This is a genomic window from Nocardia sp. NPDC051929 (genome assembly GCF_044548645.1).
GTDB lineage: Bacteria > Actinomycetota > Actinomycetes > Mycobacteriales > Mycobacteriaceae > Nocardia > Nocardia sichangensis.
In genome coordinates this window covers 16,911-38,522 of sequence record NZ_JBIUCG010000034.1, presented here as the reverse complement: position 1 = coordinate 38,522, position 21,612 = coordinate 16,911, and the positions used below count along the sequence as shown (strand labels likewise).

Here is a 21,612-nt window from a genome sequence, read left to right as displayed (position 1 = left end):
GTCTGGGTCGGGAGGCACAGCCGGAGGCGGCACTCACCGGCCGCTTCCGGCGTTGACATAGAGGCGACCACAGGGTCGTCCCCGATAATCCCAACTAGCTACGAGCGGGGAAGATTTCCGTGGCACAGGACGTGCTCACCGACCTGAACAAGGTCCGCAACATCGGCATCATGGCCCACATCGATGCGGGCAAGACGACCACAACTGAACGCATCCTCTTCTACACCGGCATCACCTACAAGATCGGTGAGGTCCACGACGGCGCTGCCACGATGGACTGGATGGAGCAGGAGCAGGAGCGTGGTATCACCATCACCTCCGCGGCTACCACGTGCTTCTGGAACGACAACCAGATCAACATCATCGACACCCCCGGGCACGTCGACTTCACCGTGGAGGTGGAGCGGTCGCTGCGCGTGCTCGACGGCGCCGTCGCGGTGTTCGACGGCAAGGAAGGCGTCGAGCCGCAGTCCGAGCAGGTGTGGCGTCAGGCGGACAAGTACGACGTGCCGCGGATCTGCTTCGTCAACAAGATGGACAAGCTCGGTGCGGACTTCTACTTCACCGTGCAGACCATCAAGGACCGCCTCGGCGCGAAGCCGCTGGTCATCCAGCTGCCGATCGGCGCGGAGGACACCTTCGAGGGCATCGTCGACCTGGTCGAGAACAACGCCAAGGTCTGGCGCGGCGAGACCAAGCTCGGTGAGCAGTACGAGGTCGTCGAGATCCCGGACGAGCTGAAGGAGAGGGCCGAGCAGTACCGCCAGGAACTGCTGGAGACCGTCGCCGAGTCGGACGAGGCGCTGCTGGAGAAGTTCTTCGGCGGCGAAGAGCTGACCATCGAGGAGATCAAGGGCGCCATCCGCAAGCTGACGGTGACCTCCGAGCTCTACCCGGTGCTGTGTGGCTCGGCGTTCAAGAACAAGGGCGTGCAGCCCATGCTCGACGCGGTCATCGACTACCTGCCCTCGCCGCTGGACGTGGAGGCCACCACCGGCCACGTGCCCGGCAAGGAAGAGGAACTGCTCACCCGCAAGCCGAGCGCCGACGAGCCGTTCGCGGCGCTGGCGTTCAAGATCGCGGTGCACCCGTTCTTCGGCAAGCTGACCTACGTCCGCGTGTACTCCGGCAAGGTCGACTCCGGCGCCCAGGTCATCAACTCGACCAAGGGCAAGAAGGAGCGTCTGGGCAAGCTGTTCCAGATGCACTCCAACAAGGAGAACCCGGTCGGCGCGGCCTCGGCCGGTCACATCTACGCGGTCATCGGCCTCAAGGACACCACCACAGGTGACACCCTGTGCGATCCGCAGAACCAGATCGTGCTCGAGTCCATGACCTTCCCGGACCCGGTCATCGAGGTCTCCATCGAGCCGAAGACCAAGTCCGACCAGGAGAAGCTGGGCACCGCGATCCAGCGTCTCTCCGAAGAGGACCCGACCTTCTCGGTCAAGCTCGACCAGGAGACCGGCCAGACCGTCATCGGCGGTATGGGCGAGCTGCACCTCGACATCCTGGTCGACCGCATGAAGCGCGAGTTCAAGGTCGAGGCGAACGTCGGTAAGCCGCAGGTGGCCTACCGCGAGACGATCACCAAGCCGGTCGAGAAGCTCGAGTTCACGCACAAGAAGCAGACCGGTGGTTCCGGCCAGTTCGCGAAGGTGATCATCGCGCTGGCGCCGTTCGTCGGCGAGGACGGCGCGCACTACGAGTTCGAGAACAAGGTCACCGGTGGCCGCGTGCCGAAGGAGTACATCCCTTCGGTGGATGCCGGTGCCCAGGACGCCATGCAGTACGGTGTGCTCGCCGGCTACCCGCTGGTGAACCTGAAGGTCACGCTGCTCGACGGCGCCTACCACGACGTCGACTCGTCGGAAATGGCGTTCAAGATCGCGGGCGCGCAAGCGCTCAAGGAAGCGGCTCGCAAAGCCGGTCCGGTGATCCTCGAGCCGATGATGGCGGTCGAGGTCACGACGCCCGAGGACTACATGGGCGACGTGATCGGCGACCTGAACTCCCGCCGTGGTCAGATCCAGGCCATGGAGGAACGCAGTGGTGCCCGTGTCGTCAAGGCGCTGGTTCCGCTCTCGGAGATGTTCGGTTACATCGGTGACCTGCGGTCGAAGACCCAGGGCCGGGCGAACTACTCCATGGTGTTCGACTCGTACGCGGAGGTTCCGGCCAACGTGTCGAAGGAGATCATCGCCAAGGCGACCGGCGAGTAATGGCTCCCGGGCGTTTGTAAACCCTTTCCCCGTTGTCCGCGGGGATGACCCCCGCACTGCTGCAATTGCACGCACCAACAAGTCCAGGAGGACAAAGAAGTGGCGAAGGCGAAGTTCGAGCGGACGAAGCCGCACGTCAACATCGGCACCATCGGTCACGTCGACCACGGCAAGACCACGCTGACTGCAGCGATCACGAAGGTGCTGGCTGACAAGTACCCGGATCTGAACGAGAGCTTCGCGTTCGATCAGATCGACAAGGCGCCCGAGGAGAAGGCTCGTGGTATCACGATCAACATCTCCCACGTCGAGTACCAGACCGAGAAGCGCCACTACGCGCACGTCGACGCCCCGGGTCACGCCGACTACATCAAGAACATGATCACCGGTGCGGCGCAGATGGACGGTGCCATCCTCGTGGTCGCCGCCACCGACGGCCCGATGCCGCAGACCCGTGAGCACGTGCTGCTCGCCCGTCAGGTCGGCGTGCCCTACATCCTGGTCGCGCTGAACAAGGCCGACATGGTCGACGACGAGGAGATCCTCGAGCTCGTCGAGATGGAGGTCCGCGAGCTGCTGGCTTCGCAGGAGTTCGACGAGGACGCGCCGGTCGTGCGGGTCTCCGGTCTGAAGGCGCTCGAGGGCGACCCGAAGTGGGCGGAGTCGGTGCTGGAGCTGATGGCCGCGGTCGACGAGTCGATCCCGGACCCGGTTCGTGAGACCGACAAGCCGTTCCTGATGCCGATCGAGGACGTCTTCACCATCACCGGTCGTGGCACCGTGGTCACCGGTCGTGTCGAGCGTGGCGTGATCAACGTGAACGAGGAAGTCGAGATCGTCGGCATCCGCGAGAAGACCACCAAGACCACCGTCACCGGTGTCGAGATGTTCCGCAAGCTGCTGGACCAGGGCCAGGCGGGCGACAACGTCGGTCTGCTGGTTCGTGGTCTGAAGCGTGAGGACGTGGAGCGCGGCCAGGTCGTCGTGAAGCCGGGCACCACCACCCCGCACACCGAGTTCGAGGGCCAGGCGTACATCCTGTCGAAGGACGAGGGCGGCCGCCACACCCCGTTCTTCAACAACTACCGTCCGCAGTTCTACTTCCGTACGACTGACGTGACGGGCGTTGTGACCCTGCCCGAGGGCACCGAGATGGTCATGCCCGGTGACAACACCGAGATGTCCGTCAAGCTGATCCAGCCGGTCGCCATGGACGAGGGTCTGCGCTTCGCGATCCGCGAGGGTGGCCGCACCGTCGGCGCCGGTCGCGTCACGAAGATCATCAAGTGATTCGCTGAATCGCTGAGAACGGCGCCGCTCCGAAAGGGGCGGCGCCGTTCGCGTTTCGGGGCTCCTATTCCAGCGGATCGAACATCCGAGGTAGTGTGGATGTCATGAGCGCTGCCTACGACGTCGTCCCTTTCAGCGACTTACTGCACAAGCCTGCGGTGACCGCGAAGCTCTTGGACGACGTGCGCGCATTGCGGCTGCGTCGGCGCGATGCCGACGATTTGGCACTCATGCGGGTATCGCAGCTGGATGCCGAGGGCATAGTTGTCGATTTCACGGCGCGACTGCTCGCGGGTCTGGTGCGTCGGCTGGGCGCGGAGGCCGTGCGGGATGTCCTGCCGGACGCTGTTCCTTGGGTGACCTTCCTTCCGGCAGGGGATCTCGATCAGTTTCTCGATGAATTGGTCGCGGTAGCGCGGGGCGCGGCGGCCTTGGAGAACCTCGCTCCACTGGCCACGCTGCTGGCACAGTGGCGGCACACAGCTGAGATCTATGCCGACCCGGCGCTCTTGGCAATTCTGACTCGTGAGCCGGAAGGCGATCTCGGGCCGGTCCCGGTGCCGGAGTCGGAAGAGTCGGCCGGATGAGTCCGAAGCGGGGCGATCGCGTCGCGCCTCCTGCGGTCGGCGAAGAATTCGAAGTCCGTTTCGCGACTACCGAAGCCTGTACCGGTTGGGAGCATTTGGCGCAGCACGCGGCTGCCAACCTTCGTCGGGCGTTCGACGCGATCCGAGCGAATCCGAGGGCATCGGCGAACCCGGAGCGGCAGCATCGTCTCAAGGGTTCGATGGGATCGGCGGTGTGGAAGGGCGCCACTCTCGAGCGCTGGCAGTATGAAGTCACCAGTGGGGGCAGAGTCTGGTACTTGATCGATGACGACCATCGGACCATCTGGATAACGTACGCCGGAACCGGCCATCCGAAGGCCACGGAATAGCGTTGGATGTCGCAGCGACGGGTGCTCAGCAGGCATAAGCGCGGCCGACGGCCGGTTCGCGCTCCGTCTGCGGGAGTTCGCGCAGGCAGCCGAGCGGGACGACGCCCTCACTGCTCAGTTGCACGCCCGTGCCCTGAGCGGGGTGCACGCAGGTGAGGCCGGTCGTCGCGATGCGGCAGGCGTAGTCGCCGAAGGTGATGGTGCTGTCGTACGGCAAGGTCCGGCCCTGGCCGTTGATGAAAAGCCCTGGATCGCCGCGGAATTGGCCCACCGTCAACCGGCGCCCCGCGTAGGTCACGTATCCGCCGAACCATTGGCCGTAGCCCTCGCCCGGCGCTGGCACCGGTTCCTTCAGCTCGACCGTGCAGTCGAACCCGTCCATCCCCAACGCTTTCCCCGTGATGCAACTGATCTTGCTGGTAGGGCTGACGAACGCGATATCGTCCCGCAGGTCGGTCACCGGACCGCCCTCGATCCGGGCCGAATGGAAGCCGGCGAGATCAACCGGCGTACCTTGCCGAACCCAAGCGATCCGATCTCGGAGTTCCCCGTCCTTCTCCGGTGCCGCCGCCCGCGACGACGACGCCGTCTGCGACGCCCCTGCTACCGGCTGCGGCCTTCCCGCCGTGGTCTGCGCGCAGCCGCCCAGCAGCAGCACCAAGCTCATCGCAACCATCCACCGCATGCTGCTCACAATATCGCTGCCTCTCAACGAAATTCACCTTCGCAAGCCGGACGCTCACACACTGGCTGCTCGTACGACTGTGCGGTGGTGATTACGGGGGTGTGGGGGAGTCCGCGGTGGTGACGAGCAGGCGGTGCAGTACCTGCGCGGGCGGTGCGGCCTCTGCGGCGTTGAGGACTACGTCGGTGAATGCCTCGGCCAGAGCAGCGGCGGGGTGGAATCGCCCGCGATCGAAGCTGCGGCCGCTCAACTGCGACCGCCATTCCTGGAAGCCGGACACCGTGCGATTCAACGAGCCCTTGTCCTCCGGGTTCAGTTGCGGCATATACGCCCTGACCAGCACGCGCTGTGCGGCGGCGCGAGCGCGAAAGCCGCCTGCTCCGTCGAGCGCTCTGCCGAGCTCGCGCACGATCGACGAATACACGGGCCGTCTCGCGCATCCGGGGGCGAGCATGCCCGCGTTGTCGGCTGTGGTGACGGTCTGCTGTAAACGCTCCGGGTCGGTGGCAGCGCCCACCGCCAGCGCGATGCGTGCGGTGAGCACCCCCTCGGACGCGACCGAGGAGCGCTTCTCCGGTGAATCAGGAGCGTTCTCGGAGTCTCCAGGTGTCGCGCCCGAATCCCATTCCAGCCGCGTCGCTTCGCCGCTCGCCAGTTCTTCGATCCCAATGGCGCGCAGGACGATTTGCGGGTATCGCGGCAGCACGTCGTCCACTGCGGCGACGATCTCGGTCAGTACCTGGACCGCGACGCCCGGGGTCTCGAAACCGAAGGCGCGCACGCCGTGGCGGTCGGCGAGTTCCCGGGCGAGGCGGGCTGCGACCGACTCGGCGGAGGCGTCCACTTTCCGGTTTGCTTTCTCGTCCTTCTGATCCGGTCGTGCGGGAGGGCGGCCCGGCGCGCGCGGCGGCGAACCGGGTGTCCCCGCGTCCGGGGCGGAAACCCTCGGCGGACGCGCTGTGATGGGCCTGGACCATGGCGTACTCGGAGCCGTGGCGCCGGTCTGCTTCGCCACGCCGGCCCGGGGCGTCACGGCGGTCTGATTCGTGGCGGCAGACTTCGTCCACGGGGAAGACGGCCGATTGCCCTGCGTGGGACGCGTGGATGCGGTTTCTGCCCGATGAGCGGGTTGCGCGCTGGAACCGGGTGTATTTGGCTGTTCGGTGCCGCGGTGGTCACGGCCGGGCGGATTCCCCTCGGTCCCGCCCGGCTGCTGCCTCGGGCTCGAACCGTCCTCAGGCGTGCCGGGAGTATCGGCAGGAGCGCTCGACAAGTCAGGTGACCGAGCGGTCGCAGGCGCGGTGACGGGAGTTCGGTGGGCCGGCGGGGCCGCCGTCGAGGCCGCGGTGGGCAGAGGAGATCCTGCGTATGGCTGCGCGGCAGTAGGTACGTCCGTAGCGTTCGGGCCGAGCCGGTGGGTGGGGGTGACCTGCTCTCCCAGCGGGATCGATACCGGATCTTTCTGGAACGCGTCGGCAGTGTCACGGATACGCTGCCCGACGGCCCGATCGTGATTCTCAAAGTTTTCGGCGAGGTTGCGCAGATCGGTGCCTGCCTGCTGGAGCACTTCGACGAGGCTGTTCAAGTCGGCCATCGTTCGTTTGTGCTCCGGAACGTAAGATTCGGCGAACGCGCGGCCGGCGTCGTCCTTGCCCCAAGGCTCGCCTTCCTCGGCCAAGGCCGCGCGCAGTTTTCGCACGGTGGCCGCCACGTCCGCCCCGATCAGGTCGAACTGCGGCGCGTGCTCCCGCAGCCGATCCGGATCGACCGAAAATGTTTCGCCCACACCGTCTCCCTATGTACTTGCAGACATTGTCCCGGAACCGCTGGTCGCATACCCGCCTGTGGTGAGACTCCCGCCGCCGGGCCGGGACCGCGTGACGGTTGCCCCAGAAAGCGCCGTCTGGTCGATCGGCTCGGTGTGGGATAACGAAGCTACTTTCGGCGCAGTACTTTCGGATTAGTTGCAATCTCGACTGTCCGTCGCGCTGGGTACGGCCAGCTTTCCCTTACCGATCGAATTCCCACTATTGGGAATAATGAGTGCGGTCCGATATGTCTGAATGATCTCGCAGCGAATGTGAGGGTGCCGGGAGGCAGGCTGCGATGGATGCTAGCGGTTTGCTGGCCGAGGTGCCTTCGGCTGTGCGCGAATTGGTCCTCGGCCACTGGCCGGAGACCGACATCGATGGAATGCGTCGTAACGGGGACGCGTACCTGGTGGCTGCCGGTGAGTTGAACGACTCCGCCGACCGATACGAGGGCGAGGCCGGGCGTACCGAGCAAGCCGTGCAAGGCGCCACGTCGACAGCCCTGGCCGACCGCCACCGTGTCGTCGTGAAATCCATGCGCGATCAGGCAGCGGTGTGCCAGAGCTTGGGAAAGCAGTGCCACGACGTCGCTGATTCGAGTGTGCAAACACAGCATCTGCTGCTCGCGATGGGGATCGCCCTCGCCGCCCAATTGGCCTACGATGCTCTGCTGTTCTTCCAGGGCGGGGGCGCGAAGGCGCTGATCGACCGGATCGAGGCCGAGCAGGCGATGGCCGCCGCGGCCGCGAGACTCACCGCGGAGGTGGGCGAACGAGCGGTAGCGGGCGCTGCGCAGCGGGCTGCGCTGCACGGCGCGGTGCACGCGGCGAAAGTCGGTCTCCTGACCAGTGCCGCGATCAGCGGCGGCGCACAGCTGTGGGACCTGAAAGACGGCGTGCGCGACAAGTTCGACGTGGGCGCCTTCCTGGAAATGCTCCTCGGCGGTGTGGTCGGTGGTGTGGCGGGTGCGGAGGTCGGCCGCAGACTCGCGCCGCGCGTGCTGGGCTGGGCGCGCGGCCGAGCGATCAGTCAGCGCGGTCGGCTCGCTGCCCATATGGGCGGCACGATGTTGCTCGGCGGCGCGGGCGGTGTGACCGGCGGTCTGGCAGGCGCGGTGCCGTCGGTGTTGATCCACATGGACGAGATCCACAGCCTCGGTGACCTGTTCAAGATGGTTCGCGAAGCCGCGATCACCGGCTTCGGCAGCGGGTTCGTCGGCGCGGCGGGTAGTGCGATCCGAGTCCACACCGCAGGCCGTACCGCGATGCGTTCGGAAGGTGACACCCCTCGACTCGGTCTGCGCCACTGGGAATTCGCCTCACGCATCAATGAGCTGTTGAGTTCCGGTGAACCACCGCGAGTGGAGACCATCGAACGATTCAGCACCGAGGGCAAGTCGGCGAGAGTGGTAGAGCGGCTCGTCTTCCACGACGGCACCGAAGTGATCCACAAGGTGGTTTCCGATCCGCTGCACGCACACGCGGAATTCCTGAGCTCGCTGGTCGGCGACGCGGTGGGCGCACGGGTGCCCGCAGTGCACGTGATCGGCGACCACGTCTACATGGAAGTGGTGCCCGGCACGGTGGCGGCGGACACGTATCCGCGAAGCGCGTTCCCGCAGGACGTCGTCAGCGGTCCTGCCGGAATGCGCCAAGGTGTCATGGACGTGCTGATACGCATACCGGACCGCAATGGCGACAACTGGATGGTGGATCCGGACGGCAACGTATGGGGGATCGACCACAGTCGCGCGTTCGAGAATTTCACCGACGCGCAGTATTCCGTCGGCCCCTTCGCGGAGAACTTCCTGCGTTACGGGGACACCAACGAGATCTTGTGGAACGACCACGCTCTCACCCGCCCGGAGTTGCTGGAGATCCGGCAGCGTGTCGAAGAGTTGAGCCCGGTGTTCTACGCCGCGGGTCATCGGGACTGGTACGACGGCATGCTCCAGCGGATGACCGCGTTGGAGGAACATGCCGCGGGTGGTGGTGACACCGGGCGTGGGGTTCTGCCGCCTGTGTCACCGCAGTCTCCCGGCTCGGCGCCGGGAATCACCCCTGGTGACGGCCGGGCGGTGTCGGTCACGCCGCGACAAGACCGGCCGCCCGGCGCTGACGCATTTGCGGGCAACGGGAGGCCACCCACACCGCGCGGCGAAGTCGACGGCTCGGCGGTCGCGCCACGAGGCCGCCGGGACCAGCCGCCGGCGCTACCACGGAATGCGGATGGTCCGCTCGTCCGGCAGGAGGAACTGACGCCGCGGGTCCCGGTCGACGAGACGTCGGATGGACGGCCGATCCGGGACGATTCGCGTGTTCCGGACGAGTCGAGGCCGCGTCCTCCGGTCGCTGAGGCAGATCCGGCCGGGCGGCAGTCGGCAGCGGATGAGGCTCCGGCGACACACGAAGAGCCGACGCCCCACACGCGGACCGACGAACCGACGTATGACGGCCCGCCGACACGACCGCAGCCGCGCGTCCAGCTGCATGAGCAGTCGGCGAGCCAGGACCGGTACACGCTCGCGGGTGCGCCGCCGCCGGCCGGACTCACCGGGCACTACCGCCATCCCGAGGGTGGCTACGTCGACGTGGTGCTGACCGGCCCTGAGGGCGCGCGGATTCCGCTGCGACTGATTCCCGGCCAGGAATACGTTTTCGGACGCGGCCAAGGCGCGCTGCTGGAGCAGGTCGCGAACGATCGGGTGTCACGCCGTCACGCGACGCTCAAGGTGGACGATCAAGGCCACGTCATGCTCCGCGACGAGAATTCGATGAACGGCACTTTCGTCGACGGCAAGCAATTGGCGGGCGGGCAATGGGTGCGCATCTACGACGGGCAAGAGCTGCTGCTGAGCCGGGACCTCGAACTGGGGGTGACATTCGAGCGGCAGACAGCCGAAGTCCGGTTGTTCGGGGACGACGGGCCCACGTTCACGCTGCATCGTGGCCGAGAAGTGGATCTCGGTCGCGGCCTCATACACCCTGAGGCGACCGGCCGAATCACTGTGTCGGGCCGCCACGCGACCATGGGCATGGACGAGGACGGTCGCGTGTGGATCCGGGATGCGGGCTCCACCAACGGCACCCGGGTGAACGGCGACCTGCTCGCCGAAGGCGAGAAGCGCACTTTGGCACCGGGCGATGGCGTGCGATTCGGCGGCTACCGCGGGGAGGCGCAGTTCATTCCGCTGGACGCCGCGCTGGACGCCAGCCCGGTGCACGTGCGGTTCGGCGTCGGGACGGACGCGACATCCGTGCGGCTGGAACCCGGTAGGCCGGTCATCATCGGCACCGGCGAGAGTTCGCCCTTCGCATCCCAGTTGCGTGGCATCCGCGGCATCGGGGAGCAGCACGCGACGCTCGGGCTGGACCACGACGGTCGTCTGTGGATCAGAGACCACCGGGGGTCGGAAGGGGTATGGATCAACGGGGACAGGATCGCTCCGAACCAGAGGGTGACACTGTCCGAAGGCGACAACGTGGGACTCGGCCCGGACTATGTCGGGACCGCTCGTATCGGCAGCGAGGAACCCCCGCAACTTCCGCCCGCCGAGCTGCGCTTCGAGCAGCGCAGACAGAAGCTCCCCATCCGCCTCGAACCCGGCCAGGAGGTTTCCGTCGACGTCAGTGCGCTGAATGGCCACGCGATGGTGATCGGCAGGCCGGGACGGCAGGTGATCGTCGGACGTGACCTGGATGGCGGCATCTGGGTGCTCGATCGGGTTCACGACGGCTGGAACCCGCTGCGGGTCAACGACGAGATCGTGCCGGAGGGCCAGAAACGCTACCTGAACGCCGAGGACGAGGTGAAGTTCGGGGACGTGTCGACACGGCTGCGATTCGGCGAGGAACCGCCGCTGGAGCTGCGGTTGTCCGACGACGAAAACGTGCCTCCGCTGACATTGCGGCGTGGTGAACAGGTTGTGCTCGGGCGCGGGACCGACTCCCCGCTGTCGGACCAGTTGACCGACACATCGGTATCCCGCCGCCATGCCGTCATCTACCGCGACGAGTTCGGAACTCTGTGGTTGCGCGACGAACACTCCACGCGGGGGACGTGGGTCGACAACATCAAGGTCGATCCCGATCAAGGGCCGGTTCGGCTTCGTCCCGGCGATCAGGTCCGGCTCGGTGACTGGATCGGCGCCGCACGTTTCGAGGACGGTTATGGTCAGGCCCCTCCGCGCCCGTTGGCGGTGAAGCTCAACAACTCACTCGGCGACGTGTCGCTGGATCTGGTGCGCGGTGGCGAACCGGTCCTGCTCGGGCGGGACGGGACGGGGATACCCAGCGGGCTTTCGCGCGCCGACCGGATCTCGCGCAGGCACGCCAGTATCGGCACCTACCCCTCCGGCCGCGTTTGGATCCGCGATGAAGGATCTACCCACCACACCTACGTCAACGGCGAAGAGATCGCACCCGGCACGAAAGTCATGCTGCATCCGGGGGATCAGGTGCGCCTGGCCGATGTGTACGAATTCACTGTCGCTTATCCTCCCGCCGACGGTGGCGCATTCGTCAACATCATCGACCAGACACCTGAGACCGGGCAGATGGTGACAGATCTCGCCCGAGTGCCCAGCCATATCTACGCGAGGGTAAGCGAGCATATGAACGCCGTGGCCGGTGGCGGAATCGTCATAGGTAATCGCCCCCTACTCCAGTTGCCCGGTACCGAGAGCCTTGCAGGCAGTACCCCATACGGACGCAAGGCCGGAACGAGCTGGAACACCGTCCAGGGCGTGTACATGGGTGGACCGCGCCGGCTGGTGATCAACTCCGGCGGGCGCAGCGGCAGCGAGAACGTGGTCTTCCACGAGTTCGGGCATGCGGCCGACGCGGCGTACGGTACCGGTGGAAGATGGCTCAGCGACACCCAGGAGTGGCGCGACCTGCACGCGTCGATGCTTCAATCCATCGGGAAAAAACATAAGTGGAACGATTACTACAACCGTCGCTGCGAGGCTTTCGCCGAAGCGTTCACGGCGTGGATGCACGGCGACATCAAGCAGCTTCGCAAGTTCGCCCTCGGCAACGACCAGATTGCCCGTCAGTTGAAGGATTATTTTGACCGCGTATTCGGATGATACGAGCCCACCCATGCTGGCAGAAGACGGCGTGACCATCCTGCTGCCGCTGCGTGGCCAGACCGAGGACGGCGTCTTCTACAGCGGCTTCGAGGAGTTCCACCCCGGCGACCCGGGCTACGAAGAAATGCTGCCTGTCGCTCGGGAGAACCCGGTTGCGGAGAAGGAAGAGCCGCAGCGGCCGGTCGATACCGATACCTTGACCCGCATCCTCCGTGAGGCGGGTTTGGACGGACCGACCGGCGAAGACGACTAGCGGGAGCTGCGGCCCCGCAGGAACCACCCAGAGGTGGCCGACGACTACGGTCAGTGCCGGCCGACGAAGTCACGGATGACGGCGCCGGTGCCGTCGGGCTCTTCGACCATGGGTGTGTGGCCACAGTCGAGGCTCTCGATCCGGATGCCAGGGACGCGGCGGTAGTCCTCGTAAGAGTCCGGCTGCCATCGCTTGTCCTGAGAGCCGTAGAGCACCATGGCCGGAATGCCGAGGTCGGTGAGCCGGTCCGGTTCGGACCGTTCCCGCAGGTAGTCGTCCGACGCGGTGGAGGTCGCGGTGAGACTGCGGTAGGTCATGCCGCGCAGGTCGGCGACGAACTGGTCGGGGATCCGCACGTCCCGGGTGAACGCGGAACTCATGGCTTGCCGGAGCACGACATCCGGGAGCAGCGGCCACAGCGGCTGTCCGATCGCAGGAACGAACAGTAGGTTGCCGACCGGACCGCTGCCGGTGACGGCGTCCAGGCGGGGACCGGAGTCGATCAGCATGATCGCCGACACCAGGTCGTGGCGCTGTTCGGCCAGCGAGGTGGCCACGTAGCCGCCGGAAGAATGCCCGACGACGATCGCCTGTCGTACGCCCAGCTGGTCGAGCACGGCCCCCACTCGGCTCGCCTGTTCGGACGTGCTGTAGCCGCTGTCGGGTTTATCGGACTTGCCGTGGCCGAGCAGGTCGATACGCACGACGTACCGGTCCCGCAAGGCGGGCAGCACCGGATCCCAATAGGCGGTCGAGGCGCCCAGTCCGTGCAGCAGCACCACCGCGCGAGCGCCCGGCGTTCCGTCGGCGACGACGTGGATGTCTCCGCCCGGAAGATGAACCATGTGCTCGTGCGAATCGTCGGTCTCGGCGTTCGCCGCGCCGGTCGTATAGCCGGTGGCCACGGCGACCAGGACGGTGGCGATCAGCAGCCCGATATTGCGCCACCGATTCGGTCTCGCGGCGGTAGTGGTTTCGTCCACGGTTGCTCCTTCGATTGGTTGGGACACCACCACGTTCTGGCACGACAGCTGGCCGCGTATTGAAGAAATGTCAGCGTGCGCGGCTGCTCATACAATCGACGTGTGCCTTGGGACATCGCGCGACCGGCGCGGCCACCCGCCCTGCGCGGCGTCGACATGGCCGGATTCCATGTGCACGGGGACGGCCCCGAGCAGGTGCGTGTCATTCCACATCCGGCGGTCACGGTGATCGTCGAGTTCGGCGAGTGCGGCTTCGAGGTCCGCGACTCGACGGGCCGTAGCCATTCGGGCAGTCTGACACTCGGCCTCGCCGGCACCGCGCTTCCGGTTTGTGTCGACGCCGTCGAATGCGTCCAGATTCGCCTGGAACCGGTTGTCGCCCAAGCGATTCTCGGCCTTCCTCCCACCGAGCTGGGCGGAAGCATCGTCGGCCTGGACGACATCTGGGGTCGTGAGGCGGGGTGGCTGCGCGAGCGCCTGCACGAGACGCCGAGCTGGCCCGACCGGTTCGCCCTGGTCGACACCGCGCTGTCCGCGCGGTCCCGGCACGACCAGCGCGTCGACCCTGAGGTCGCCTGGGCATGGCGGCATATAAAACTCAGCCGCGGCCGTTTCCGCGTCGAGCACCTCGCCGCCGAGCTGGGCTGGAGCCGTCAACGACTGTGGTCACGCTTCGGCACGCAAATCGGCCTGACCCCCAAACGCGCCGCCAAACTTGTCCGCTTCGACCACGCCGTCCACCGCCTCGTGCAAGGACATTCCCCCTCCCGAGTAGCAGCCGACACCGGCTACGCCGACCAATCCCACCTCCACCGCGACATCCGCGAATTCACCGGCGTATCCCCCACCGCCGCAGCCACCGAACCCTGGCTCACAATCGACGACCGAGCCTGGCCGTCGACGATCGCGACGTAATTCGGCACGATACCGCTCGGATACTTTTGGCCCCGCGAAAACGGATGGGCGGCGAAGGGAATCGCCCTCGCGGCCGATACCGACATAGCTGGTCGCGGGCACAGCGCTGCCGCGCCGATCACGTTGGCGGGGCAGCGCTGTGTGGAGGTGCCTGACCTCGGTCTCGAAACCGGAGGTTCAGTGGAGAATCGGGAAGTTGGCGCGGAATACACCGTGTGGGTCGCGGGCCTGCTTGAGCTTTCGCAATCGGTCCAAGGTGCCGGTGTCGAAAACCTCCGCGACACTGTCGCCGGCGGACAGGACGGTGTACGGTTTGCGGCCGCTGACTCGCGCGCCCAGATCGGCGATGATGCGCTTCTGCGTGGCGAGTACCGCGGCAACGGTGTCGGGATCCGAGCCGGTGGCCTGCAGAGACAGTGCGTAGGGCTCCGCGAACGGCGGAGCCGCGCCTCGGGTGGGCTCGGCGAGCGCACCTCCCAACTGCCGGAGCTGGATGCCCATCAGCGGATCGATCGGTGCGTGCAGCAGGATGTCGGCGGCGGTCTCGTCCAGTGCGGTCAGCAGTTCGGTTCGCAGCAGTCCGGGGCTTGGGGCGGTGGGCTCGTTGACGATGGCGCCCAACTCGGCCGGGGACAATTCCCGGCGCGTGTCCGCGAGGATGCCGTCGATCGTGTCCAGCCGTCGCAGCAGGTCCCGTCCGCGCGCCGGTTCGCCCAGGTAGGCGGCGGCGATCGCGATCACCGGCGGAGCCTGCGGCAGTTCCAGCCGATTGAGCCAGACCGTGAGTTCGGCCGGTGCGTGATCGGTGATGTCCTGGAAGGCCGCACGGACCGCCTCGGTCTGCGCGGCCGGCCAGGCGATCAGGCCACCGAACAAGGCCGGAGCCGCGAACAGATCGAACTCCACCGCCGTCACCAGTGCGAAATCCCCGCCGCCGCCGCACAGTGCCCAGAACAGCTCCGGGTCGGATTCCGCGGTGACCCTGGCCTGACGACCGTCGGCATCGACGATGTCGAAGGCCCGGACGCTATCGGCCGCCCAACCGTATTTACGGCCGAACCACGATAATCCGCCACCGAGGGTATAGCCGACAACGCTGACCACCGGGGAGCTTCCGGCCAGCCCGGTCAAGCCGTGCCGGGCGGCCGCCGCCTGGACGTGCCCCCAATTGGTCCCCGCACCGACGCGGGCACGTCGCCGGGCCGGATCCACCTCGATCCGATCGAGTCGGCGCGTGCGCACCAGAATGGCGCCGGCGGTATCACCGGAAGCGCCGTGGCCGTTGGGCTGCGCGGTCACCGACAGGCCCGCGTCGCGCGCGTAGCCGACCACAGCGGCCATATCCTCCGCGTCTTCGACGTGCACGACGGCCGCTACCGGCTGGTCGATATTGAGGTTCCACGGGGTCCGTGCCGTATCGAACGCTTCGTCACCCGGCAGCAGTACCCGTCCGCGCACGGCGGAGCGCAATGTGTTGTGTGACATGTAGATTCCCTTCGCTACAGAAATGTTCACCGCGTCGTGCCCGAGCCGATGGATCGAGCCTGGTTCCGGGTGGCCGGGTCGGTTGCCGGGGAGATGGGTGTGGACATCGGAAAGGCCGCTTCGATATAGGCGGCGGCCGTCAGCGCGCGGCGCTCGGCGAATGGGGCGGTGATCAACTGGACACCGATGGGAAGACCCTCGGCCGATACGCCCGCTGGGACCGTGACCGCGGGCAGGGCCAAGTAGTTGGCGGCGATCGTGAGGCGATGCGCCGCGTACATGGTCGCGACTTGTGCGGTGCCGCCGAGGTCGTAGCCGACCGGCCAGGGCAGTTCGTCCGAGACCGGGCCGAGCACGATCGGATGCTCCGCGAGGAAGCGGGACCAGGCCGCGCGGCGGGTGAGGCGCTCACCCAGCGCGGTCATGTAGCCCGCCAGATCCAGCGGCGGGAACAGGTCGATCGCCGCGTCCACGAAGGTGTTCAGTCCGGCGCTGCCGACTCGCCGCATGGCTTCGCGGCGCTGGACCACCACCTCGGTGGAAACCAATCGACCGTAGTCCGCCGCCACCTCGCCCAATTGCGGCGGATCCAGTTCGGCTACCGGATACCCCGCGCGTTCGAGGGCGTCGGCGCAGCCGAGCAGCGCTGCCCGCACCTGCGGATCGATATCGTCACCGAGCGTGACGGCGACTGCGGGCAGGACGGTATCGGTCGCGTCACGCACTGGAATCCATCCGGGATCGCGCAGGTCAGCGCTGTCGCTGAGTACCTCGAATGCAGTCGTCAGATCGCGCACGGTGCGCGCCAACGGCCCCGGCGCCGCGAACAATTGATTCGTCGGCGCGGGTGCGGCCCCGGACAGGCTCGAGGCCACCGCTACCCGGCCGGGTGTGGTGCGCAGGGAGGCGACTCCGCAGAACGCGGCGGGTACGCGCAGTGAACCGCCGAAGTCGGTGCCCAGGCCTAGGGGGGTCATGCCCGTGGCTACCGCTGCGGCGTCACCGCCGCTGGAACCGCCCGGGCTGCGAGTCGGGTTCCACGGATTCACCGTCGGGCCCGCCTCGTCGTTGTCGGTATGCCAGCGAGTGGCGAAGTCCGGCATGTTCGTTCGCCCGATGACGATCGCCCCGGCTCGCCGCAGTGCGGACACCGCGGGTGCGTCCGCTGTCGCGACGGCCTGCCCGAAGGCCGCCACGCCCCAGGTGGTCGGGCTGCCCGCGACGTCGAGGTTGTTCTTGATGGTGACCGGGACCCCGTGCAGCGGCCCCGTCGGCGCCCTGCGGTCGGCCGCGGCCGCCTCGGCGCGCGCGGATTCGCTGAATACCGTGGTGAGTGCGCCGATCTCGGAGCCGGCCTGCTCGATGCGCTCGAGATGCGACTCGACAACCTGGGCCGCGGTGACCGCACCCTCGGCGATCAGCGTCGCGAGCGAGACCGCGTCCCGCGTCCACAGTGCGCCGTCCTGGCCGGTGATCACAATGCCTCCTGTTCGGCGAATACCGCTGCGCTGTGCGGTGTTCGACTGTCGTCGATGGATTTGCCGACGGTGATGAAGAAGAGGATCAGCCCGACGGCCAGCAGGATGTGGCCCACGCCCGCGCCGAGCGCGATCGCCTCACCACTGCTCTTGCCCAGCACGGTGAGGGTGCCGTGCAGCGTCATGGACGCGACGGTGATGGCCAGGCCGATGTTGTACAGCCAGAAGAACCAGCCGTACAGGCTTCCCCGGGCGCTGAGCGTGAACTGTTTCTCCAAGGCCAGCACGATGAGGAAGAACAGCATGCCCAGCGCCAGCACGTGGGTGTGCACGACACCGAGCTGCGACTGCCCGGTGAAATGTTCGACCTTGGTGATCTCGCGGTAGTAGAACCCGGAGATCAGGCCGATGATCATGTAGATGTGCGCGGTATTGAGCAGTGTCTTCATCGGGCGCTCAGCGATTTTCCCGGCGCAGCAGCAGCGCGCTGGCGGCGGCCACCAGGCCCGCGGTGAGACCGTGCACGCTCAGGGCGGTCGCGGTGGAGCCGCGGCGCACCAGGATGGTGAGCATATCGCCGGTCGGGATGAGGGCGATGGTGAGCAGGGTCGCGCCGAGGGTGCGGCGCTGCCCGGCCGCGAGCAGGACCAGCATGATCAGACCGATGACCACATCGCGGACGCCTTTGACGTTCAGAAAGCCGTTGGCCTCGCCGCGCGGCCAGTCGGTGAAGCCGAACCCCGGGGCCATTCGCTGCGGGGCGAGCAGATAACCGCCGCCGACGGAGATGATGAACCCGGCTCCCAGTACGGCGCCGGCCCTACCGAGACGTTCGCCGAGTCGGCGGGAACCACGCACGGAAACAACTGTTTCCGTATTCGAAGGAACTGACATGAGCACTCCTGGATCGGTGGGATACGTGTCCCGAGCATCCAGTGCCGCCCGTACCGTTCGCTGACAGCCGCTGTCAGCGAACGGTACGCAGCAGTTCGAGCACCGCCTCGTCGGAAAGCCGGGCGCCCGCGAGGAATTCCGCGCCCAGGCGAACGGGACCGAGCGCCTCTTCCGCTTGGTCGAGCGCCCGCCGCCGGAACGGGCCGATGCGGATCACCCCGGCCCTCCGGTTGATCCGGTCGGTTGCGCCGAGAATGCGGGCCGCCTGGTCCGGGGCGTCCTTCGCCAGAGCAACGAGGGCGTAACCGATACCGACCTCGGCCAGCAGCGCCGCCGAGGTCTGGGCGGCCAGATCGCGGGGCATGGCCAGCTCTCGCAGCGCGTCGTCCGGCCGGCCCGCCGCGACCAGGGCCGCCGCGTGCGCGGTGCTCACGAAGGCCAGGTTCACGAAGCGGACGGTATCGTGGCGTCCTGCTGGTGGCGGGCCGTCGGGGAGCGGATGCTCGGACATCCGCCGGTACAGTTCCATCGCGCGGTCGTTGTCGCCGCGCAGGTGGGCCAGGTGCGCCTGCGTCGCCGCCAAGAAGCGCCCCGGCGCGGGGATGATGTGCGGGGTGATCAGGGCCTCGGCCTGGTCGATATAGGTTGCCGCGACCTCCGTATCGCCGCCGACCAGGTACATATCCGCCGCGAAGAGCAGCACGCCCATGCGCTCACCGGCGCCCAGGTCGGCGCTGAGCAGTTCCAGCGCACTCGCGATCAGCGGGCGGGCGCTGTCCAGGCCGAGCATCCGGGTCCGGTAGCTGGCCAGGGAGATCAGGGCGCGGCTGTGTGACCGGGCGTCGCCGTGCGCGCTCAGGCAGGTCAGCGCCGCCTCCAGAGTGGGCAGGGCGCGGGCCGGGTGGTCGCCGCCCAGTTCATCGAAACCTTTTGCTATCAGCGCATTACCGCGTAGCCATGGATCATCGGAGGTGGTGCACGCGGTCAACAGGCTGTCGTCGTCGCCGAGTAGGTCACGCAGCGCCAGTATGAGCACGAACATCGGGTGCGGAGGTCGATCCTCGGTGAGGGCCGCGCGGGTCAGCCGCTCGAACTGCCCCGTGTCATCTCGGATCTGGCCCCACCAGATGTTGGTGAAGTACGCCGGCAGCTCCTCGGCGTACCGGCAGGCCAGATAGGCCCCGGTGCCCCCCGGCGGCGGTGTGTCGTCGATCAGGGCGAGGACCTCGCGGCGGCGTTCGGAGATGTCGCCGTGCAACCCGCGCAGCAGCCAATACCAGACGAGATTCGAGTACAGGCGAACCGCGCGCTCGCCGTCGCCGACGTCCAACGCCCACCGCAGTGCGGTCTCGCAATTGCCGTGTTCGGCGATCAGCCGCGCGAGCCAATCGGGTTGTGCGGTAGTGCGTAATCCGTGGGCGGCGGCGTCAGCGAATTCCGAGAAGCAGTCGGCATGGATGCGGGCGACTTCGTCCGCATCGCCTGCGGCGGTCAATTCCGCTGTCGCATAGACGCGGATGGTCTCTGCCATTCGATAGCGCTGTCCATCGAAGTCGACCAACGACTTCGTCACCAGTGAGGTGACCGTGTCGATGGCGTCCGGACCACACACCGAAGTAACGGCGTCCAAGGTCGCGCCGCCGGCGAAGATCGAAAAACGCCGGGCTGCAGTGGCTTCCGCATCGGTGAGCAGTCCCCAGCTCCAGGCGACGGCCGCGTGCAAGGTTCGATGGCGCGGGACCGCGTGGCGAGTGCTGTTGGTGAGCAGCCGGAAGCGATCGGTGAGCCGGGCGCTGAGGTCCGGTAGCGGCAGGCTGCGCAGGCGAGCGGCGGCGAGTTCGATAGCCAGCGGCATGCCGTCCAGGCTGCGTACGATGGCGCGGATATCCGCGGAATTGAGTTCGGACAGTGCGAAATCCGGGAGTGCCGCGGTGGCGCGGTCGATGAACAGCCGGACCGCGGGCGATGCGGTGACCGCCGCGATATCCGAGTCGGCTTCGGGCAGGTCCAAGGTCCGGACCGGATACAGTCGCTCGCCGTCCACGCCGATCGGCTCCCGGCTCGTGGTGAGCACCCGCAGCAGCGGCAGCCGCTGCAACAGATCGTGAATAAGGCGCGCGGTCGCCTCCACGACATGCTCGCAGTTGTCCAGTACCAACAGCATTCGGCGGCCGGACAGCGTCCGCTCCAGTACATCGGCCCATTCCGTGGACAGTTCATCGGGTCGCTCGAACTGAGCGAGCGCGTTCGCTATCGCCACTCCGACCGCGTTCATGGCCGGCCGGTCGGGCCGCTCCCGCTCGAGTGCGGCGAGTTCGACGAAAGCGAAACCGTCCGCCCAGTCCTCGGCGTGCGCCCCGACCGTCTCGGCGGCCAGCCGAGTCTTCCCCACGCCCCCGGTACCCGACAGTGTCACCAGTCGGGCCTCGCGCAGCGCCCGTCGCACTCCTTCCACGTCGCGTCCGCGTCCGACGAAGCTGGTGAACCGCCTGGGCAGCAGCGGTGCGGATGCGCCGCTGGTTCGCGATGCTTTTGTAACTCCCGTCGGACCCGATCCGGACGCCGTCTCGATCGCAGGTTTGTCGACTGCGGGATTACGGGGTGCGTTCGTGTGAATTTCGGCCAGGGCCGAGCGCAGGACCTCGGCGGGTGTCGTGCCGAGTTCGTCCAGTAATAGGGTCTCGGTTCGCTGAAACTGTTGTATCGCCTCCGAGGTTCGTCCCGCTGCCGCGAGCGCCCGCACCAGTCGTGCGGCCAGCGTCTCCCGGAACGGATGTGCGGCTACCTCCGTGCGGAGCTCACCCAATACCTCGCCGCCTCGGCCCAAGGCTCGAAAGGCGTCCGCTCGCAGTTCGACCGCCTCGAGCCGCTGTTCGGTCAAATGCAGCGCAGCGACCCGCAATGCCTCCGATTCTCCCGCATCGATCAGCGGCTCCCCGCGCCACAAGGCGAGCGCGGCATCGAAGCACGCGATGGCTTGTTCGGGCTCACCGGCCGCCAGCAACGCTCGCCCTGCCTCGACCTCACGCCCGAACCGATGCACATCGACGTCCTCGGGCGTGAGCTCGAGCACATACCCGCCCCCGTCATTCCGCACCGTGCCCGGTGCCGCCGCTCGCAACCGACTCGCCAGAGTCTGCAACGCATTCCCCGCCCCCGCCGGCGGGTTCTCCCCCCACACCCCGTCCACCAGCCGCGCCGCCGGCACCACTCGCCCGGCTTCGAGCGCCAGCAACCCCAGCAATGCCCGCACCCGCGGCCCCCCGACCGACGCCTTCCTCCCGTCCGCGGCCACCACCCGCACCGGACCCAATAGCTCTACCAGCATGAATCGTCCATCTCGCGATCGATCCTGCGTGGCGCCCCGACCTCTCGTCAACCCGGGCGAACCTGGGACCTCGCCGCATTGCGGCTATCGAACCGCCTCGAACTGTCGGCGCATGCCGACCGGCGCGGCCTGTCGTCGATCATCACCGAGATCGGCGCGCGTGACGTGATGCCGCGCCCACGGATTTCGCTACCGCGTACCCGATCGGGTGCTTGCTCGGCGTGTATTCGGCACAGACA

Annotated in this window: 14 protein-coding genes; 6 read left to right on the top strand and 8 right to left on the bottom strand. The window is 67.2% G+C overall.

Going from position 1 to position 21,612, the window contains the following annotated elements; translation table 11 throughout:
• Positions 1–119 precede the first annotated feature (119 nt).
• From fusA to ACIHAX_RS35025, 3 genes are all read left to right on the top strand, one after another.
• Positions 120–2,222, top strand: a complete 2,103-nt coding sequence (gene fusA, locus ACIHAX_RS35035) for an elongation factor G (protein ID WP_355080017.1) — start codon at positions 120–122, stop codon at positions 2,220–2,222.
• Positions 2,223–2,321: 99 nt separating this feature from the next.
• Positions 2,322–3,512: an elongation factor Tu gene (gene tuf, locus ACIHAX_RS35030; protein WP_067809956.1), complete on the top strand. Its 1,191-nt coding sequence runs from the start codon at positions 2,322–2,324 to the stop codon at positions 3,510–3,512.
• A gap of 104 nt (positions 3,513–3,616) precedes the next feature.
• Complete coding sequence (locus tag ACIHAX_RS35025; protein ID WP_397281919.1) at positions 3,617–4,099, top strand: hypothetical protein; 483 nt, start codon at positions 3,617–3,619, stop codon at positions 4,097–4,099.
• A 375-nt stretch (positions 4,100–4,474) separates the two neighbouring features.
• Here ACIHAX_RS35025 and ACIHAX_RS35020 read toward each other — a convergent pair whose 3' ends face one another.
• The gene (locus ACIHAX_RS35020; protein ID WP_397281917.1) at positions 4,475–5,134 is read right to left on the bottom strand and encodes a hypothetical protein; all 660 of its coding nucleotides are present in this window, start codon (positions 5,132–5,134) and stop codon (positions 4,475–4,477) included.
• A 91-nt stretch (positions 5,135–5,225) separates the two neighbouring features.
• Positions 5,226–5,978 (bottom strand): hypothetical protein, encoded by a 753-nt coding sequence (locus tag ACIHAX_RS35015; protein ID WP_397281915.1) that lies wholly within the window; start codon positions 5,976–5,978, stop codon positions 5,226–5,228.
• A 1,262-nt stretch (positions 5,979–7,240) separates the two neighbouring features.
• On the opposite strand from ACIHAX_RS35015, the gene ACIHAX_RS35010 reads away from it, so the two are divergent.
• Positions 7,241–12,034, top strand: coding sequence for an FHA domain-containing protein (locus ACIHAX_RS35010; protein WP_397281913.1), 4,794 nt, complete (start codon positions 7,241–7,243; stop codon positions 12,032–12,034).
• A 13-nt stretch (positions 12,035–12,047) separates the two neighbouring features.
• The gene (locus ACIHAX_RS35005; RefSeq protein ID WP_355080008.1) at positions 12,048–12,290 is read left to right on the top strand and encodes a hypothetical protein; all 243 of its coding nucleotides are present in this window, start codon (positions 12,048–12,050) and stop codon (positions 12,288–12,290) included.
• A gap of 50 nt (positions 12,291–12,340) precedes the next feature.
• On the opposite strand, the gene ACIHAX_RS35000 is transcribed toward ACIHAX_RS35005, so the two are convergent.
• Complete coding sequence (locus ACIHAX_RS35000) at positions 12,341–13,273, bottom strand: alpha/beta fold hydrolase (RefSeq protein WP_397281911.1); 933 nt, start codon at positions 13,271–13,273, stop codon at positions 12,341–12,343.
• 102 nt (positions 13,274–13,375) lie between these two features.
• Between ACIHAX_RS35000 and ACIHAX_RS34995 the strand changes: the two genes are divergently transcribed.
• Positions 13,376–14,188 carry a helix-turn-helix domain-containing protein gene (locus ACIHAX_RS34995; RefSeq protein WP_397281909.1) on the top strand — a complete coding sequence of 271 codons (813 nt, stop codon included), beginning with the start codon at positions 13,376–13,378 and terminating at the stop codon, positions 14,186–14,188.
• A gap of 177 nt (positions 14,189–14,365) precedes the next feature.
• Here the strand turns inward: ACIHAX_RS34995 and ACIHAX_RS34990 are convergent, their stop codons facing one another.
• The 5 genes from ACIHAX_RS34990 to ACIHAX_RS34970 all read right to left on the bottom strand — a co-directional run bounded on the left by ACIHAX_RS34990 (position 14,366) and on the right by ACIHAX_RS34970 (position 21,373).
• On the bottom strand, positions 14,366–15,673 hold the full coding sequence (locus ACIHAX_RS34990) for an FAD-binding oxidoreductase (protein ID WP_397281907.1): 1,308 nt from the start codon (positions 15,671–15,673) through the stop codon (positions 14,366–14,368).
• Between the two features lie 26 nt (positions 15,674–15,699).
• Positions 15,700–17,151 (bottom strand): amidase family protein, encoded by a 1,452-nt coding sequence (locus ACIHAX_RS34985; protein ID WP_397281905.1) that lies wholly within the window; start codon positions 17,149–17,151, stop codon positions 15,700–15,702.
• Complete coding sequence (locus tag ACIHAX_RS34980) at positions 17,148–17,600, bottom strand: DUF2871 domain-containing protein (protein WP_364434784.1); 453 nt, start codon at positions 17,598–17,600, stop codon at positions 17,148–17,150. Before ACIHAX_RS34980 ends, ACIHAX_RS34985 begins: the two co-directional genes overlap by 4 nt.
• A gap of 7 nt (positions 17,601–17,607) precedes the next feature.
• Positions 17,608–18,045, bottom strand: a complete 438-nt coding sequence (locus ACIHAX_RS34975; protein WP_397281902.1) for a DUF4267 domain-containing protein — start codon at positions 18,043–18,045, stop codon at positions 17,608–17,610.
• Between the two features lie 73 nt (positions 18,046–18,118).
• Positions 18,119–21,373, bottom strand: a complete 3,255-nt coding sequence (locus tag ACIHAX_RS34970) for an AfsR/SARP family transcriptional regulator (RefSeq protein ID WP_397281900.1) — start codon at positions 21,371–21,373, stop codon at positions 18,119–18,121.
• Positions 21,374–21,612 lie beyond the last annotated feature (239 nt).

Coding starts and splice junctions, on each gene's coding strand:
- ACIHAX_RS34980 (WP_364434784.1), bottom strand. CDS start 17,600: ATGAAGACACTGCTCAATACCGCGCACATCTACATGATCATCGGCCTG.
- ACIHAX_RS35010 (WP_397281913.1), top strand. CDS start 7,241: ATGGATGCTAGCGGTTTGCTGGCCGAGGTGCCTTCGGCTGTGCGCGAA.
- ACIHAX_RS35020 (WP_397281917.1), bottom strand. CDS start 5,134: ATGCGGTGGATGGTTGCGATGAGCTTGGTGCTGCTGCTGGGCGGCTGC.
- ACIHAX_RS35025 (WP_397281919.1), top strand. CDS start 3,617: ATGAGCGCTGCCTACGACGTCGTCCCTTTCAGCGACTTACTGCACAAG.
- ACIHAX_RS35005 (WP_355080008.1), top strand. CDS start 12,048: ATGCTGGCAGAAGACGGCGTGACCATCCTGCTGCCGCTGCGTGGCCAG.
- ACIHAX_RS34975 (WP_397281902.1), bottom strand. CDS start 18,045: ATGTCAGTTCCTTCGAATACGGAAACAGTTGTTTCCGTGCGTGGTTCC.
- ACIHAX_RS34970 (WP_397281900.1), bottom strand. CDS start 21,373: ATGCTGGTAGAGCTATTGGGTCCGGTGCGGGTGGTGGCCGCGGACGGG.
- ACIHAX_RS34990 (WP_397281907.1), bottom strand. CDS start 15,673: ATGTCACACAACACATTGCGCTCCGCCGTGCGCGGACGGGTACTGCTG.